Raw genomic sequence first — 15,444 nt, forward strand, 5'->3', positions numbered from 1 at the left:
GTCGTACCACGCGGAACCGCACACGGCTGAGGGGGCGTACGCGGCATGAGCCAGGGCGACGAGCGCGGCTACGGCGGCCACGAGCCGGGGGGCCACCCGGACGACGCGTACAGCACCCTCGGCGGGACGCGCCAGACCCGTACGCGTCTGCCCGGCGGCGACGAGGGCGACGGCTACGGCCGCAGGCCAGCCCGGAACTCCCGATCGCTGATCATGGTGGTGGGCGTGGTGGTCCTCCTGGTCGCGGCGATCGCGTTCGCGAACCAGGGCGGGGGCGGCGGGTCGGACGGCGGCACCGAGAAAAAGGCAGAAGCGGCGGGTGCGGGACCCACGGCCGCGACGGGCACGAAGCCGGTCCAGGGCAAGAACGGCACGATCGCCTCGGGCTTCGCGCACGACGAGCAGGGGGCGCAGAGCGCTGCGGCGAATTACGCGGTGGCGCTGGGGTCTGCGGAAATGTTCGACAAGACGAAGCGGGACGGCATCCTGGACGCGGTCATCGCGCCAGAGTCTGTCGACAAGTTCCGGGACACGCTCGACAAGGCCTACTCCACTGACTTCTTCAGAAACGTTGGCCTCAACGACGACGGAACTGCCCCTGCCGGGTTCGCCTTCATCTCACGCACGACACCCATCGGCACGAAAGCGACGAAGTCGTCCACCGACAGCGCGACCGTCGAGGTCTGGTGCTCCGGCCTGATCGGCTTGGCCGGCGAAGGATCGACCAAGCCAGTAACCGATGGCTGGTTCACCATCACCATGGAACTTCAGTGGGTCGGTGGCGACTGGAAGGCCATCACCCATTCCCAGAAGGACGGCCCGGCCCCTGTGGGCGGCGACAACAGGGCGTCCAGCGCCGACGAGATCGCTGGCGCGGTCAACGGGTTCGGAGGCTTCACCTATGCCCGGTAAACCCTGGCGCCGTCCGAGGTCGGTCGTAGCCCTCCTGGCCGCGATGCAGGCCTCGCTCATCGTGTTCGCCGCACGAGCCACTGCCGCCCCGACACCCACGCCCAGCCCCAGCAACAACCCCTGCGACCTCATCTACGGTGCCGCCCGCGACTACTGCGAGGACGGCGAAGCCGGAGCCACCGCCCGCAGCACTCCCCCCGTCACCGACGACGCCCTAGACCCCCTCACCTCCCTCGCCCGCGGCTGCGCCGACGCCGCCGCCTACCTCGTGGGCAAGCTGAGCGAGGCCGTGGAGAGCACCGCGACCGTCGACTTCACCAACTCCACCTTCCGCACCCAGTACGCCGTCGTCTTCGCCGCCTCCACCATCCTCACCCTGGTCCTCTGGCTCTTCGCCGTGGCCAAGCGCGCCATCAGGGGCGTGCCGTTCACCACCGCGATCTCCGAGGCCATCGGCTTCCTCTGGCTCACGGTCCTGGCCTCGGCCTTCACCCCGCTCATCCTGTACGTGGTCGTCTCGGCCACCGACGGCGTCACCGAGGTCATCTCCGCCGCGACAGGCGGGCAGACCGATGTCTTCTTCGGCTCGTTCGCCGAGGCGCTCAAGAAGGGCACCGACATCGGCGGCGGCCCGATCATGCTGATCGTCGTGTCGCTCGTGTCGATCCTCGCCGCCGGCATCCTCTGGCTCGAACTCGTGATCCGGGCCGCCCTGCTCTACGTGGGCGCCCTGCTCGGCGTCGTCGTGTACTCCGGGCTCGTGGACAAGAACATGTGGGGCCACGTGCGCCGCTGGGCGGGCATCATGATCGCCGTGATCATGGTGAAGCCGGTCATCGTCATCGTGCTGGGGCTCGCCGGGGCGCTCTCCGCCGACGACGGACCCAACGCCTTCTCGGCCGTCGTGTCCGGCCTCGCCATCATCCTGCTGGCCATCTTCGCCTCTGCCATGATCTACCGCTTCGTCCCCGGCTTCGGCGACGAGATCCAGGGCGCCCGCACCAACCGTAAGCAGGCCACCGACGGCTCCCAGGCCGCCGCGATGATCAGCTCGCCCGCAGCTCTCGTCTCCCAGGGCATCAAGACGCACAGCGGCCGCGGCGGAGGCGGCGGTGAAGGAGGCGGCGGAGGCGGAGGCGCCAGGCCCGCCAACCCGGCCAGCGGCGGGGTCGCCGCCCACAGCACCCGTACCCCCGGCGGAGGCGGCTCCGCGCCCTCGCCCCGCAGCGGGGCCGGACCCACCTCCGGCACCCCCCACGGCAGCCGCTCCCCCCGAGGCGGTTCAGGCAGCACAGGTAACACGAGCACAGGAGGTGGAGGGCGTTGACGACCCAGTCCCACACGATCGCGCCCCGCCGTACGTATCTCATCGGCCGCGCCCGGCCGAACGCGATCGTCGGCAAGAACCGTGAGACGGGCGAGATCGCGCTGATCATCGCCGGAGCCTTCCTCGGCATGATGAGCGGACTCCTCGTCCCGGTCCTCTCCCTCCGGATCGTCACGCTCGTGGGCTTCCCCATGCTGGCCCTGGCCGTCGTGTACTTCCCCTACAAGGGCCGCACCTTCTACAAGTGGTTCGAGATCAACCGCAGCTTCAAGCGCACCCTGCGCCGGGGCACGGCCTACCGTTCCTCCGCGATGGAGGCCGGGGTCAGCGCCGACGGGCGTGAGGTGGAGATCGGGCCGCCGCCCGGCATCGGCCGGATCAGCTGGCTGGCCGCACCGTTCGGCCCCGACGAGATCGCCGTACTGCTGCACGCCGACCGGCGTACGGTCACCGCCGCCATCGAGATCGAGGGCCCCGGGGTCGGCCTGCGCGACAGCGAGGACCAGGAGGCCCTGGTCGACCGCTTCGGCACCCTGCTCAAGCACGTGGCCAACGGCGACGGCTTCGTGACCCGCCTCCAGATGCTGGCCCGTACGCTGCCCGCCGACCCCGACGCCCACGCCAAGGACGTCGCCCAGCGTGGCGACAGGTCGGCGCCCGGCTGGCTCCAGGAGTCCTACGACCAGCTCCAGTCCATGGTGTCGACCTCCAGCGAGCAGCACCGCGCCTACCTCGTCGCCTGCATGCACTACAGCCGCGACCTGGCGGCCGAGGCCAACGCCATGGCCCGCGCCGTACGCCCCAAGGGCGGCCGCAGGATCGACCGCGACGCGGGACTCGCCGTCGTCATGGCGCGCGAGCTGACCGACATCTGCGCCCGCCTCGCCGAGGCGGACATCAGGGTCCGCCAGCCCCTGGGCCAGAGCCGGCTGGCCTCCCTCGTGCACTCGATGTACGACCCGGACCACCCCATCGACCACATCCAGGCGATGACGAAGCGCAACGCCTGGCCGGCCGAACTCGACGCGGTGGAACCGACCTTCCTCCAGGCCAAGACCCGCGAGTCGACGACCCGCGCCCCCTGGTGCCACTCGACGGCCTGGGTGAAGGAATGGCCGATGACTCCCGTCGGCGTCAACTTCCTGGCCCCCCTCCTCGTCCACACGCCCGACGTGATCCGTACGGTCGCGGTCACCATGGACCTCGAACCCACCGAGGTCGCCATCGAGCGCATGCTCACGGAGAAGACCAACGACGACGCCGAGGCCAGCCGCCAGGCCAAGATGAACCGCACGGTCGACCCGCGCGACATCGCCGCCCACGGCCGGCTCGACCAGCGGGGTGAAGATCTGGCGAGCGGCGCGGCCGGGGTGAATCTGGTGGGGTACATCACCGTGTCGTCCCGGTCCCCCGAGGCACTCGCCCGCGACAAGCGCACGATCCGGGCCTCGGCCGGCAAGTCGTATCTCAAGCTGGAGTGGTGCGACCGGGAGCACCACCGCGCCTTTGTGAACACCTTGCCGTTCGCCACCGGCATCCGTCGCTAACGAGAGGGCAGTCACGCCATGCGAGATCCGCTGTCCGCGTTGTCGGATGCCTTCACCGCCTTCCTCTTCGGGGCCGTGGAGACGACCCGGCTGCCGGTGCGTACGTCGACGGGCCAGGCCCAGGCCGTCTACCTGCCGACCGCCGCGCCCGGCCTCGGCGACTCCGGCGTGATCATCGGGCGTGAGGTGTATTCGGGCAAGGGCTACATCTACGACCCGTTCCAGCTGTACGGGCAGCAGCTGCCCGCCCCGCACTGGCTGGTGCTCGGCGAGTCGGGCAACGGCAAGTCGGCGCTGGAGAAGACCTATGTGCTGCGCCAGCTCCGCTTCCGCGACCGCCAGGTCGTCGTCCTGGACGCCCAGGGTGAGGACGGCGTCGGCGAGTGGAACCTCATCGCCGAGGAGCTGGGCATCACGCCCATCCGCCTCGACCCGACCGCCGCGCTGAACGACGGCATCCGGCTCAATCCGCTCGACCCCTCGATCACCACGACGGGCCAGCTCGCCCTGCTCCGTACGATCATCGAGGTCGCCATGGGCCATGGCCTCGACGAGCGGTCCGGCTTCGCCCTCAAGGTCGCACACGCGTACGTCAACGACACCATCGTCGACCGCCAGCCGGTCCTGATGGACATCGTGGAGCAACTGCGCCACCCGAAGCCCGAGTCCGCCGCGGCGATGAACGTGGACATAGACGACGTACGGGCCTGGGGCCTGGACGTCGCCCTCGTCCTGGACCGGCTCGTCGACGGTGACCTCCGCGGCATGTTCGACGGCCCGACCACGATCGGCATCGACCTCGACGCGCCGCTGATCGTCTTCGACCTCTCGCACATCGACCGGAACTCCATCGCGATGCCGATCCTCATGGCGATCGTCGGTGTCTGGCTGGAGCACACCTGGATCAGGCCCGACCGGAAGAAGCGCATCTTCCTGGTCGAGGAGGCCTGGCACATCATCAACTCGCCCTTCGTGGCGCAGCTCTTCCAGCGCCTGCTGAAGTTCGGCCGACGCCTCGGACTGTCCTTCGTCGCCGTCGTCCACCACCTCAGCGACGTCGTCGACGGAGCCGCGGCGAAGGAAGCGGCGGCCATCCTGAAGATGGCCTCGACCCGCACGATCTACGCCCAGAAGGCGGACGAGGCGAGAGCGACGGGCAAGGTGATCGGCCTGCCCCGGTGGGCGGTCGAGATCATCCCGACGCTGACCCCGGGCATCGCCGTATGGGACGTCAACGGCAACGTCCAGGTCGTCAAACACCTGATCACCGAGGCGGAACGCCCCCTGGTCTTCACCGACCGCGCGATGACCGAGGGTTCCGCGGCGGACCTCCTCCCCGAGGACGTACGGGCCGCGGAGCTGGAGGCGGAGCAGCGGGCGGCACGGATCGAGCACCAGCAACGGCTGAACGAGTCGTCCGAGTCAACGGTGGCATGACATGGCACGCCAGGCACCATCCGGTTCGGGGCGCGGCGGCGAGGGCCAGGGCGGTGTCCCGGACGGGCTGCTGATCGGCCTGCTGGCCTTCCTCTTCGGGCTGACGGTCCTGGCCTGGACGGCCACGGGCCTCGCCGGGCTGTTCGCCCACGGGGGCTGGCCGGACGGTGTCACGTTCCCGCGGACCCCTCTGGCGCTGCGCGCCCTGGCCGTCGAGCCGACGGATCTGCCGGGCGCCTGGCCGGACACCCCGCCGGGCGAGCTCTCCGGGTACGGGCTGTTCTGGGGCCTGTTCATCGGCGAGGTGATGGTGCTGCTGGTCCTGACCGTGTTCGCGGTGGGTGTGGTGGCCCGCTGGCGCCTGGTCCGGAGACAGAGGCGCGCGGCAGCGTACGAATCCGTCCGGGAGCCGGTACGCACAGGCCCGGCGGTCCAGGAGCCCGCACGGGAAACGACGCTCCCCGAGGCAGCACCCCGGACGCCCGCTCCGGCACCCGCCCCCTCACCCGTGGAGGCGGTCCCCATGGAAACGGTCCCGGCCCCACACGCGCAGGAGCCCGCCCTCGCCGCGTACGCGCACGAGCCCGCCCCGCTGGTCCCCACGCCCCGCGCCCCACACATCGTCTACGGCGCGTCCGCCACCCGCCGCCCCGCCGTCGTCCAGGCCATCCGGGACGCCGACGGCCCCGCACTCGTCGTGACCTCGGACCCCACCGTCTGGGCCGAGACGAAGGACGCCCGCAGCAAGCTCGGCCCGGTGCTCGTCTACGACCCGGGCCACCTCTGCGACACCCCGGACCGCCTCCACTGGTCCCCCGTCACGGGCTGCGAGGACCCCGCCGCCGCCGGCTCCCGGGCGGCCGCCCTCCTCGCCCCGGTCCGCCCCCTGGCCAGGGCCGACGCAGCCGTCGCCGACACCGCCCAGACCCTCCTCCGGTGCTGGCTGCACGCCGCCGCCGTGGACGGCCGCCCCTTCCGCCAGGTCCACCGCTGGGCCTCCGGCTCCGGGGCCCACGAGCCGGTCCGTGTGCTCCGTACGCACCCCAAAGCGGCGTCCGGGCTCGCCGGGCTCCTGGAGTCCTCGCTCACCGCCTATCCCGAACGCCGGGACATGGCCCAGGAACTGACCGTACGGGCCTTCGAAGCGCTCTCCTCGGTCCACATCCGGGATGCGTGCACACCCAACCGAGCCGATGCGCTCGTACTGGATTCTTTTGCAGACGAAGGGGGAACGCTCTATGTGGTGGGTGAACCCATCGAGGACCCTCACCACCACCCCGGTGCGATGCCCCTGCTCACCGCACTCGCCTCGCACGTGGTCGAGCACGGCCGCCGCATGGCCGCACGGTCAACCGACGGTCGGCTCGACCCACCAATGACGCTCGTCCTCGACGACGTCGCCGCCGTGGCACCCTTCCCCGAGCTCCCGGACCTGCTTCTCTCCGGCCGGTCCCAGGGGATGCCCGCCCTGGTGTCACTCCGCTCCGAGGAACAGGCACGTGCCCGCTGGCGGGAACGCCTGCCGGCACCCGGCCCGGTCTGACCGCGACGACAGCCGCTCCTACTCCGGCCGACGGACCTCGAACTCCAGCTCCAGGGAATCCGGGTCACCCTGCATCGGCAGCGTCCGCCCCGTGGGGGCGAAGCCGATCCGGCGGTAGGACGCCTCGGCGCGCGCGTTGGCCTCGTGGACGTAGAGCCGCACCCGTTCCAGCGGCGGCCCGTCCAGCGACCAGGCCCAGTCGATCGCCTCGCGGAACAACGCGTCCACCACCCCGCTCCCCCGGTGCTCCGGCCGTACGAACACCCCCACCAGGTGCGCCTGATCGACCTCCGCGGCCTCCCCGAACCCCGGCTCGCCCGCCGGCCGCTCGACGAGCACCGACACCGTCCCCGCCCACTGCCCGTCCGGAGCCTCGGCGACGAACTGACGGACATGCGTACCCTCGGCCGCACTCGCCGTCCGTTCCTGCCAGAACACATCGGGCTTGGCCAGAGCCTGCTCGGAGGTCTCCAGGAAGGCGATCGAGGCGACCGGGTCCCGGAGCGCCGCCAGCCGGATCTCCCTGGCCCGCTCCCACTCCTCCGCCCGCACCGCACGTACGACATAGTCCATCCGCCGATCGTGCCCTGCCGCCCCCACCACGGCAAACGAGATACACCGCCCCTCTCAGCCGTCCAGCGACAGGGCGTTCTTGGCAAGCTCGACGGACTCCTCGGCTGCGGGACCACCCGGATTCTCGGTCGCCAGCGACTGGTTCAGGGCGACGAAGGGACGCATCCTCTCCTCGTAACGGGTGAAGACGGCCGCATGGTCGCCAGGGGACTGGGCCAGGCAGCCCGCCAGCACATGGGCGCCCACGAGCGCCAGGCTGGTGCCCTGCCCCGACAGCGGGGAAGGGCAGTAGCCGGCATCACCGAGCAGGGCCACCCGGCCGCGCGACCAGTGATCCATGCGGATCTGCGCCATGGCGTCACAGTAGAAGTCCGGGGCGTGGAGCGCCGCCTCGGCCAGACGCGCGCCCTCCCACCGCAGCGACGCGAGGCGCTCCGTGACGATCCCGCGCAGCGCGTCGGCGTCACGGGCGAGCGGACCGGACTCGAAGCCGAACGCGACTCTCAGCTCGGTGTTGCCGCGGACGGGCATGATGCCGTAGCCGATGTCACCGTCACGGAGCCACACCTGCCAGTCCTCCAGCGCGAGGAAGTTGTCGGTACCGAACACCGAGAGGTAGCTGCCCAGATGGTGCGAGAACCGCTCCTCGGGGCCGAAGGCCAGCCGCCGCACGGTCGAGTGCAGGCCGTCGGCCCCCACGACGAGGTCGAAGGTCCGGGACTCCGCCCGGGCGAAGTCCACCCGCACGCCCTTCTCGTCCTCGTCGAGCGCGGTGACGGTGTCCCCGAAGAGGTACTCGACGTCCTCGCGGGTACGTTCATGGATCATCCGCACCAGGTCCTCGCGCAGTACCTCGATGTCGTCGCTGTCCAGCCGCCCGCTGCTGTACGTGGCCTCGGTGGACCGGTGGATCTCCTTGCCGTCGGCGTCGAGCACCGACATGCCCCGCATCGTCGTGCGCGCCGCCCGCGCCTCGGGCAGCAGGCCCATCCGCTCGATCACGTCGAGGGCGACGCCCCGGACGTCCACGGCCTGGCCACCGGGCCGCAGGCCCGTCCCACGTTCCACGACCGTCACCGCGAAGCCGTGACGGTTCAGCCAGTAGGCGAGCGCGGGGCCCGCGATCCCGCCGCCCGACACCAGAACAGTACGCATGGAAAGCTCCTCTCGTACGCCGTACGCGTCCACTGAACGTACGGCGTACACAGGGGCCCGATCAACGGCCTCACAGAGGCGCTGATCTAGTACAGATACGCCTGGGCGACTACCTCTGCTGGTACCGTCTGAACTAGTACAGCGACCGAACAGGGGGCACTGTGACAGAGCTCACAGCACGAGGCGGCGAGCCGCCGTACCTGCGCATCGCCTCAGAGATCCGGCAGCGCATCGCGGAAGGCGAACTGGCCCCCGGAGACCGCGTCCCCTCGACCCGCCAGGTCGCCAAGGAGTGGAACGTCGCCCTCGCGACCGCCACCAAAGCCCTGGCGACGCTCCGCACGGAAGGCCTGGTCGAGGCCCGTCCCCGAGCCGGCACCGTCGTCGCGTCCCCGGGACAGCCCCGCAGGCGCAAGCCGGCCCTCGCGCCCACCGAGCAGGACCTGACCACCACCCGCATCGTCCGCACGGCCATCGACATCGCGGACACCGAAGGACTGCCGGCCCTCTCCATGCGCGGGATCGCGGCCCGGCTCGGCGTCGCCCCCATGTCCGCCTACCGCCATGTGACCGGCAAGGACGACCTCATCCTGCTCATGGCGGATGCCGCGTTCGGCGAGGAGACCTACCCCGACCCGGCCCCGGACGGCTGGCGTGCCCGACTCGAACTGGGCGCGCGGACCCTGTGGGCCCTCCACCGACGGCACCCCTGGCTCGCCCAGCTCTCCTCCCTCACCCGCCCCCTGCTCCTCCCCAACCTGATGGTCCACGGCGAATGGTCACTCAGCGCCCTCGACGGACACGGCCTGGACACCACCGCGCTGTTCGACATCCACGTACTGCTCTTCAGCCACGTCCAGGGGCTGGCGGTCCACCTGGAAAGGGAGGCACACGCCGCGGCCACCACAGGCCAGTCCGAGGACCAGTGGATGGACAGCCGGGCCCACACCCTCCAGAGCCTGGTCGGCTCCGGACGCTTCCCGACCTTCGCGAAAGTGGTCGGCTCCTTCGACGACGGCGGCTACGACCTCCACCTCGACACACTCTTCGAACTCGGCCTCAGGGCCCTCCTCGACGGGCTGACCCCCGTCATCGAGGGCACGACCCCCACCCGCCGGTAACCCCCCTCGGCCCGTCGTACCGCGGTACTACGACCGGCGCCACGTCCAGCCCGCGGTCGGACGACCGCCACGCGCCCGCTCCGTAGCGTCGACGACATGATCAGGGCACACGAACTCACCAAGCGGTACGGGCACACAACCGTCGTCCACGGCCTGGACTTCACCGTCCACCCGGGCACCGTCACCGGCTTCCTCGGCCCCAACGGAGCCGGCAAGTCGACCACCATGCGCATGCTGCTCGGACTGGACGCCCCCACCGGCGGCCGGTCCACCATCGGCGGACGCGCCTACACCACCCACCCCGCACCGCTCACCGAGGTCGGGGCCCTCCTGGAAGCCCGGTCGGTCCATCCGGGGCGTACCGCCTTCAACCACCTCATGGCCCTCGCCCACACCCACGGCATCCCCCGCAGCCGCGTCGAACACGTCCTGGAGCTGGCCGGCCTCACCGGAGCCGCCCACAAGAGGATCAAGGGCTTCTCGCTCGGCATGGGACAGCGCCTCGGCATCGCCGCCGCACTCCTCGGCGACCCGGCGACCCTCATCCTCGACGAACCGGTCAACGGACTGGACCCCGAAGGCGTCCTCTGGATCCGCACCCTGCTCACCTCCCTCGCCGCGGAGGGCCGGACCGTCCTCGTCTCCTCACACCTCATGAGCGAGATGGCGCTCACCGCCGACCACCTCGTCGTCATCGGCCGCGGCCGGCTCCTCGCCGACACCACCGTCGGCGAACTGGTCCGCGCGGCGGGCGGCGCCTCGGTCAAGGTCGTCACCCCGCAGGCCGGTGCCCTGCGCACCCTGCTCACCGGCCCCGGCGTGCGGATCATGACCGGTGCCACCGACGAGCTCACCGTCCACGGCGCCGACGCCGCCCACATCGGCCGTACCGCCGCCGAACACGGCATCCCGCTCCATGAACTCACCCCGCAGACCGTCTCCCTGGAACAGGCCTTCATGGACCTCACCCAGGAATCCGTCGAATACCGGACCACCACGCCCATGACCGGAGCCCTCGCATGACCACCACCACCGCGTCCTCCCCGTACCGCGTCACCCCACGCCGCGTCCTGCGCTCCGAATGGCACAAACTCTGGTCCCTGCGCTCGACCTGGATCACCCTCCTGTCGGCGGCGGCGCTGGTGCTCGGGATCGGGCTGATCATGGGCGCCACCTACACATCGGGCGGCGGCGACGCCGACATCGACACCGTCGTCCTGGTCCTCTACGGCACCCAGCTGGGCCAGATGTGCCTCGCGGTCCTCGGCATCCTTGTCACGGCCGGCGAGTACTCCACCGGAATGATCCGTGCCTCGCTCACCGTCGTACCGCGCAGGCTTCCCGTCCTCTGGGCCAAGAGCGCGGTGTTCACCGTCGTCGCCTTCCTCTCGATGTTCACCACCGCACTGATCACCTTCCTCGCCGCCCAGCTCTTCCTGGGCGACACCGACAAGGCCGCGGGGCTCACCGATCCGGGCACCCTCGGTGCCGTGGCGGGCAACGCCGTCGCCATCACCCTGCTCAGCCTGATCGGTCTCGGCTTCGGCGCCACCCTCCGCTCCGTACCCGGCAGCATCGGGGCGTACATCGGCGGTGTCCTGATCCTGCCCGAAGTCCTCGGCGTACTTCCGTACGATGCCGTGGACAGCGCTCTGAAGCACTTCCCGACCCAGGCCGCCGGAGTGCTCGGCTCGGCAACCCCGCTCCCGGACGCCGCCGGCACCGGCGCGGCGCTGCTCGCCCTCTGTCTGTGGGCGGGTGCGTCACTGGGCGCGGGCGCGCTCGTCCTGCGCCGCCGGGACGCGTGACAGAGCGGCGCGGCGGCGGACGGACGGAGGACGGACAGGGTGGGCGACGACAAGGACCCCTACTCCGGGCGCCCGGCCACGGGAACAGCGCCGCTGACCCAGTACATCCAGGCACTCCTGCAACGGCTCCGCGCCCTCGACCGCCGCCGGCCGATGCTCTGGGACACGGCGGTCACCGCCTTCTGGGTCGTCGTCGCAGTGCTCGACTACAGCACCGGCGGCTGGCGCAACGTCGCCCGCAACGTCGAGGCGCCGGAGCCGCTGGTCCTGCTGATGAGCCTGTGCTTCTCCGTCCCCCTGCTGTGGCGCCGCCGCCGGCCGATGGCCGTACTCGTCGTGATGGCCCCGGTCGCGCTGCTGAACATCTGGACGGGCGCCGTCGTCCAGGCCGCCCTGCTCCAGCTGATCCCCCTGTACACGATCGCCCTCCGGCTGCCCTTCAGGACACTGGCCCGGGCAGGTCTGCTGCTGTGCCTGCCCGCCGCCACCGGAGCGGTCCTGATCCCCGGCACCGCCGACCGGCAACTCGTCTCCTACCTCTGGGGATTCGTCTTCGTCACCCTGCTCGCCATCGTGGTGCGCACCCGCCGCGAGTACACCGAGGCCCTCGTCGAACGCGCCCACCGGCTCGAACGCGAACGTGACCAGCAGGCCCAGCTCGCGGCCGCCGCCGAACGCGCCCGTATCGCCCGCGAGATGCACGACATCATCGGCCACAACCTCTCCGTCATAACGGGCCTGGCCGACGGTGGTTCCTACGCCGCGGCCAAGAACCCGGAACGCGCCGGCCAGGCCCTCGAAGCCATCGGCACGACGAGCCGGCAGGCCCTCGCCGAACTACGGCGCGTACTGGGCGTCCTGCGCGAACCCGCACCGGCCGCCGACCTGGCGCCCCAGCCCTCACTCGCCGACCTGGACACCCTGCTCACCGGCGTACGGGAAGCGGGGCTGCCCGTACGGCTCACGGTCCACGGCACTCCACCGCCCGACCCCGCCTCGCCCGGACACCAACTCGCCGTCTACCGCGTGGTCCAGGAATCCCTCACCAACACCCTCAAACACGCCGGCCCCGAGGCCACCGCCGAGGTCGCCCTCACCTACACGCCGACCGGCCTGGAGGTACGGACCACGGACACCGGCGGCGGGCCGCGGGCTCCTGAGAGCGGGAGCCCCGGTCACGGACGGGGCATCAGCGGAATGCGCGAGCGCGCCTCGCTCTACAACGGCACACTCGAATCGGGCCGGCTCCCCGCCGGCGGCTGGCAGACACGACTCCGCCTTCCCCTGGAGGACACCCCGCCGTGACCACGGTACTCATCGCCGACGACCAGGCCATGCAGCGCTTCGGCTTCCGCATGCTGCTGGAGAGCCAGGACGACATGACCGTCGTCGGTGAAGCGGCCAACGGCACGGAGGCGGTGGGCCTGGTCGCCCGCCACCACCCCGACGTCGCGCTCATGGACATCCGGATGCCGGGACTCGACGGCATCGAGGCCACACGCCGCATCGTCGCGTCCGGGGCCCGGACCCGGGTCCTCATCGTGACGACCTTCGACCTGGACGAGTACGCGTACGACGGCCTTCGGGCCGGCGCGAGCGGCTTCCTCGTCAAGGACGCCCTGCCCGAGGAGCTCCTCTCCGGCATCCGCGCAGTCGCGAGCGGGGACGCGGTCGTCGCCCCGAGCCTCACCCGCCGGCTCCTGGACGCCTATGTGCACCACCTGCCGGCTGCCCCCGGCGACCGCCCTGTCCACGGCGACCCGCGCATCGCGTCGCTGACGGAGCGGGAGCGGGAGATCCTCACGGTCATCGGACAGGGCTGGACGAACACCGAGATCGCCGAGCGCCTCCACCTCGCCGAATCGACGGTGAAGACACACGTCACCCGCATCCTCGCCAAGACGGGATCCCGGGACCGCATCCAGGCCGTCATCCTGGCGTACGACACGCGGATCGTGAACCCGCGGTGATCACGCACTTCACACCCTTTACGGCCGGGCTCGGTTGAGCCGGGCGGCCTGGCGCGTCAGATGGTCACGCTCGGCAAGGTTGGACGCCTTCCGGGCCGCCTCCGCGTAAAGCCGTGCGGCAGTGGCCAGGTCTCCGTCCCGCTCGTGGAGGTACGCCGTCACAGCAGTGTGGCGGGGCAGTGAGGCTTCCAGCCCCACGAGTGCTGCCAGACCCGCGCGCGGTCCGTCGGCCTCGCCGACGGCCACCGCACGGTTCAGCCGGACCACCGGGCTGTCCGTCAGACGTGCGAGCTCGTCGTACCACTCGACGATCTGCACCCAGTCGGTCTCCTCCGCAGTCGGGGCGTCCGCGTGAAGCGCCGCGATGGCGGCCTGCGCCTGGTACTCCCCCAGCCGGTCCCGGGAGAGCGCCGCCTGCAGGATCCCCACGCCCGAGGCGATCGACTCGGTGTCCCAGAGCCCCCGGTCCTGCTCGGCCAGAGGCACCAGGCTGCCGTCGGGTGCGGACCTGGCCGCACGCCGGGCATGGTGGAGCAGCATCAGGGCCAACAGCCCCGCGACCTCGGGATGATCGATCGCGCCCGCGAGCTGCCGGGTGAGCCGGATCGCCTCGGCAGCCAGGTCGACATCTCCGGAGTACCCCTCGTTGAAGACGAGATACAGCACGCGCAGCACCGTGGCAACGTTGCCGGGATGGTCGAACCGCACCCCCGAGACAGTGCGCTTGGCCCGGCTGATGCGCTGCGCCATGGTCGCCTCAGGCACAAGATATGCCTGGGCGATCTGCCGAGTGGTCAGCCCACCGACGGCGCGCAGGGTCAGCGCGACCGCCGACGCCGGGGTCAACGCCGGGTGGGCACACAGGAAGTAGAGCTGGAGCGTGTCGTCCACCGCCCGCGCCGGTCCGGGCGCCGGCTCCTCCTCGACGCGGTCCTCGCGCCGACGGCGGGCGGCGTCCGCCCGCGCCGCGTCGAGAAACTTGCGCCAGGCGACGGTGACCAGCCAACCCTTCGGGTCATGCGGCTGATCGACCGGCCAGACCCGCAGCGCCTCGACCAGAGCGTCCTGAACGGCGTCCTCGGCCGCCGCGAAATCAGCTCCGCGGCGGACGAGGACGGTGAGCACGCTCGGCGTGAGGCTCCTGAGCAGAACCTCGTCCATCGGTGACGTCACTCCGTGATGGTGGGAGGCGCGGTCAGGAACGGACGCACCTCAAGCCACTCGTGGATCGCCTTGCCACCCGCCCCCGGTGCGGCAGACAGCTCCCCGGCCAGCTCGACGGCGCGGTCGTAGCTGTCCACGTCGATGATCATCCAGCCCGCGATGAGGTCCTTGGTCTCCGCGAACGGGCCATCGGTGACCGGCGGCCGTCCCTCACCGTCGTAGCGGACCCAGGCCCCCTCGGGGGCGAGCGCCTGACCGTCGACGAACTCCCCAGTCTTCTCCAGCCGGTCCGCGAAGTCCTGCATGTACTGCATGTGAGCCGAGATCTCCTCCGGCGTCCACCGGTCCATCGGCACGTCGTTGACCGCAGCCGGGGCGCCACGGTAGTGCTTGAGCAGCAGGTACTTGGCCATTGCGTTCTCCTCGATGCTGGTGCGACCCCATTGTGGTCGCCTTCACTACGGGGACGAAGCCAGGCACGGGTTCTCGACATCGCCGGCCACACTTTTTCAGGACGATCCGTCCGTTCCGTTCGGTGACCCTCCATGACTCTCCGTGACCGGGCGTGAACGCAGAAAAGCCCCGTGCCACAAGGGCACGGGGCTTTCCCGGAATAATTGTTCGGCGGCGTCCTACTCTCCCACAGGGTCCCCCCTGCAGTACCATCGGCGCTGAAAGGCTTAGCTTCCGGGTTCGGAATGTAACCGGGCGTTTCCCTAACGCAATGACCACCGAAACACTATGAAATTAACCAACACCGGATACAACACGGCCGTTCGTTATTTCAGAACTAACACAGTGGACGCGAGCAACTGAGGACAAGCCCTCGGCCTATTAGTACCAGTCAGCTCCACCCGTTACCGGGCTTCCACATCTGGCCTATCAAC

The 15,444-nt window shown here is 70.6% G+C and carries 14 protein-coding genes and 2 rRNA genes; 10 read left to right on the forward strand and 6 right to left on the reverse strand.

The features are described 5' to 3' along the window. Window positions 1-45 precede the first annotated feature (45 nt). Genes AB0P41_RS16215 through AB0P41_RS16235 form a run of 5 tightly spaced genes read left to right on the forward strand, consistent with a single transcriptional unit; the run spans window position 46 to window position 6,766 of the window. The gene (locus tag AB0P41_RS16215; RefSeq protein ID WP_365932518.1) at window positions 46-912 is read left to right on the forward strand and encodes a hypothetical protein; all 867 of its coding nucleotides are present in this window, start codon (window positions 46-48) and stop codon (window positions 910-912) included. Continuing rightward, a complete protein-coding gene (locus AB0P41_RS16220; protein WP_365932520.1) occupies window positions 902-2,239 on the forward strand; it encodes a hypothetical protein in 1,338 nt (445 codons plus the stop codon). Before AB0P41_RS16215 ends, AB0P41_RS16220 begins: the two co-directional genes overlap by 11 nt. Next, window positions 2,236-3,786: an SCO6880 family protein gene (locus AB0P41_RS16225; protein WP_104787694.1), complete on the forward strand. Its 1,551-nt coding sequence runs from the start codon at window positions 2,236-2,238 to the stop codon at window positions 3,784-3,786. Before AB0P41_RS16220 ends, AB0P41_RS16225 begins: the two co-directional genes overlap by 4 nt. An 18-nt stretch (window positions 3,787-3,804) precedes the next feature. Beyond that, window positions 3,805-5,223: an ATP-binding protein gene (locus AB0P41_RS16230; protein ID WP_356708084.1), complete on the forward strand. Its 1,419-nt coding sequence runs from the start codon at window positions 3,805-3,807 to the stop codon at window positions 5,221-5,223. Between the two features lies 1 nt (window position 5,224). Further along, window positions 5,225-6,766 carry a type IV secretory system conjugative DNA transfer family protein gene (locus tag AB0P41_RS16235; RefSeq protein WP_365932522.1) on the forward strand — a complete coding sequence of 514 codons (1,542 nt, stop codon included), beginning with the start codon at window positions 5,225-5,227 and terminating at the stop codon, window positions 6,764-6,766. A gap of 18 nt (window positions 6,767-6,784) precedes the next feature. Here AB0P41_RS16235 and AB0P41_RS16240 read toward each other — a convergent pair whose 3' ends face one another. Both AB0P41_RS16240 and AB0P41_RS16245 read right to left on the reverse strand, forming a co-directional pair. After that, window positions 6,785-7,339, reverse strand: coding sequence for a GNAT family N-acetyltransferase (locus tag AB0P41_RS16240; protein ID WP_356708086.1), 555 nt, complete (start codon window positions 7,337-7,339; stop codon window positions 6,785-6,787). 54 nt (window positions 7,340-7,393) lie between these two features. Continuing rightward, on the reverse strand, window positions 7,394-8,494 hold the full coding sequence (locus AB0P41_RS16245) for an FAD-dependent monooxygenase (protein ID WP_365932523.1): 1,101 nt from the start codon (window positions 8,492-8,494) through the stop codon (window positions 7,394-7,396). 161 nt (window positions 8,495-8,655) lie between these two features. Between AB0P41_RS16245 and AB0P41_RS16250 the strand changes: the two genes are divergently transcribed. The 5 genes from AB0P41_RS16250 to AB0P41_RS16270 all read left to right on the forward strand — a co-directional run bounded on the left by AB0P41_RS16250 (window position 8,656) and on the right by AB0P41_RS16270 (window position 13,393). Beyond that, window positions 8,656-9,615 (forward strand): GntR family transcriptional regulator, encoded by a 960-nt coding sequence (locus AB0P41_RS16250; protein ID WP_365932525.1) that lies wholly within the window; start codon window positions 8,656-8,658, stop codon window positions 9,613-9,615. 96 nt (window positions 9,616-9,711) lie between these two features. After that, a complete protein-coding gene (locus AB0P41_RS16255) occupies window positions 9,712-10,638 on the forward strand; it encodes an ATP-binding cassette domain-containing protein (RefSeq protein WP_365932527.1) in 927 nt (308 codons plus the stop codon). Then, window positions 10,635-11,423, forward strand: coding sequence for an ABC transporter permease (locus AB0P41_RS16260; RefSeq protein WP_365932529.1), 789 nt, complete (start codon window positions 10,635-10,637; stop codon window positions 11,421-11,423). The genes AB0P41_RS16255 and AB0P41_RS16260 overlap by 4 nt, the downstream gene beginning before the upstream one ends. Window positions 11,424-11,462: 39 nt before the next feature. Beyond that, window positions 11,463-12,728, forward strand: a complete 1,266-nt coding sequence (locus AB0P41_RS16265) for a histidine kinase (protein ID WP_356708091.1) — start codon at window positions 11,463-11,465, stop codon at window positions 12,726-12,728. Next, window positions 12,725-13,393, forward strand: coding sequence for a response regulator transcription factor (locus AB0P41_RS16270; RefSeq protein ID WP_365932531.1), 669 nt, complete (start codon window positions 12,725-12,727; stop codon window positions 13,391-13,393). The genes AB0P41_RS16265 and AB0P41_RS16270 overlap by 4 nt, the downstream gene beginning before the upstream one ends. Window positions 13,394-13,411: 18 nt before the next feature. On the opposite strand, the gene AB0P41_RS16275 is transcribed toward AB0P41_RS16270, so the two are convergent. The 4 genes from AB0P41_RS16275 to AB0P41_RS16290 all read right to left on the reverse strand — a co-directional run. After that, a complete protein-coding gene (locus tag AB0P41_RS16275) occupies window positions 13,412-14,554 on the reverse strand; it encodes a DUF6596 domain-containing protein (protein WP_365932533.1) in 1,143 nt (380 codons plus the stop codon). Window positions 14,555-14,562: 8 nt separating this feature from the next. Next, entirely contained in the window at window positions 14,563-14,970 is a 408-nt protein-coding gene (locus AB0P41_RS16280; RefSeq protein WP_356708094.1) for a YciI family protein, read from the reverse strand. A gap of 206 nt (window positions 14,971-15,176) precedes the next feature. Beyond that, a 5S ribosomal RNA gene (gene rrf / locus AB0P41_RS16285) occupies window positions 15,177-15,293 on the reverse strand. A gap of 78 nt (window positions 15,294-15,371) precedes the next feature. Continuing rightward, a 23S ribosomal RNA gene (locus AB0P41_RS16290) occupies window positions 15,372-15,444 on the reverse strand; the annotation flags it as partial.

Origin of the sequence: Streptomyces sp. NPDC079167, from assembly GCF_040686735.1 — a bacterium.
Taxonomy (GTDB): Bacteria; Actinomycetota; Actinomycetes; order Streptomycetales; family Streptomycetaceae; genus Streptomyces.

Bases quoted from the DNA above. Each gene is read 5' to 3' on its own strand.
- AB0P41_RS16240 (WP_356708086.1), bottom strand. From the start codon at position 7,339: ATGGACTATGTCGTACGTGCGGTGCGGGCGGAGGAGTGGGAGCGGGCC.
- AB0P41_RS16215 (WP_365932518.1), top strand. From the start codon at position 46: ATGAGCCAGGGCGACGAGCGCGGCTACGGCGGCCACGAGCCGGGGGGC.
- AB0P41_RS16220 (WP_365932520.1), top strand. From the start codon at position 902: ATGCCCGGTAAACCCTGGCGCCGTCCGAGGTCGGTCGTAGCCCTCCTG.
- AB0P41_RS16230 (WP_356708084.1), top strand. From the start codon at position 3,805: ATGCGAGATCCGCTGTCCGCGTTGTCGGATGCCTTCACCGCCTTCCTC.
- AB0P41_RS16235 (WP_365932522.1), top strand. From the start codon at position 5,225: ATGGCACGCCAGGCACCATCCGGTTCGGGGCGCGGCGGCGAGGGCCAG.
- AB0P41_RS16255 (WP_365932527.1), top strand. From the start codon at position 9,712: ATGATCAGGGCACACGAACTCACCAAGCGGTACGGGCACACAACCGTC.
- AB0P41_RS16260 (WP_365932529.1), top strand. From the start codon at position 10,635: ATGACCACCACCACCGCGTCCTCCCCGTACCGCGTCACCCCACGCCGC.
- AB0P41_RS16280 (WP_356708094.1), bottom strand. From the start codon at position 14,970: ATGGCCAAGTACCTGCTGCTCAAGCACTACCGTGGCGCCCCGGCTGCG.
- AB0P41_RS16245 (WP_365932523.1), bottom strand. From the start codon at position 8,494: ATGCGTACTGTTCTGGTGTCGGGCGGCGGGATCGCGGGCCCCGCGCTC.
- AB0P41_RS16275 (WP_365932533.1), bottom strand. From the start codon at position 14,554: ATGGACGAGGTTCTGCTCAGGAGCCTCACGCCGAGCGTGCTCACCGTC.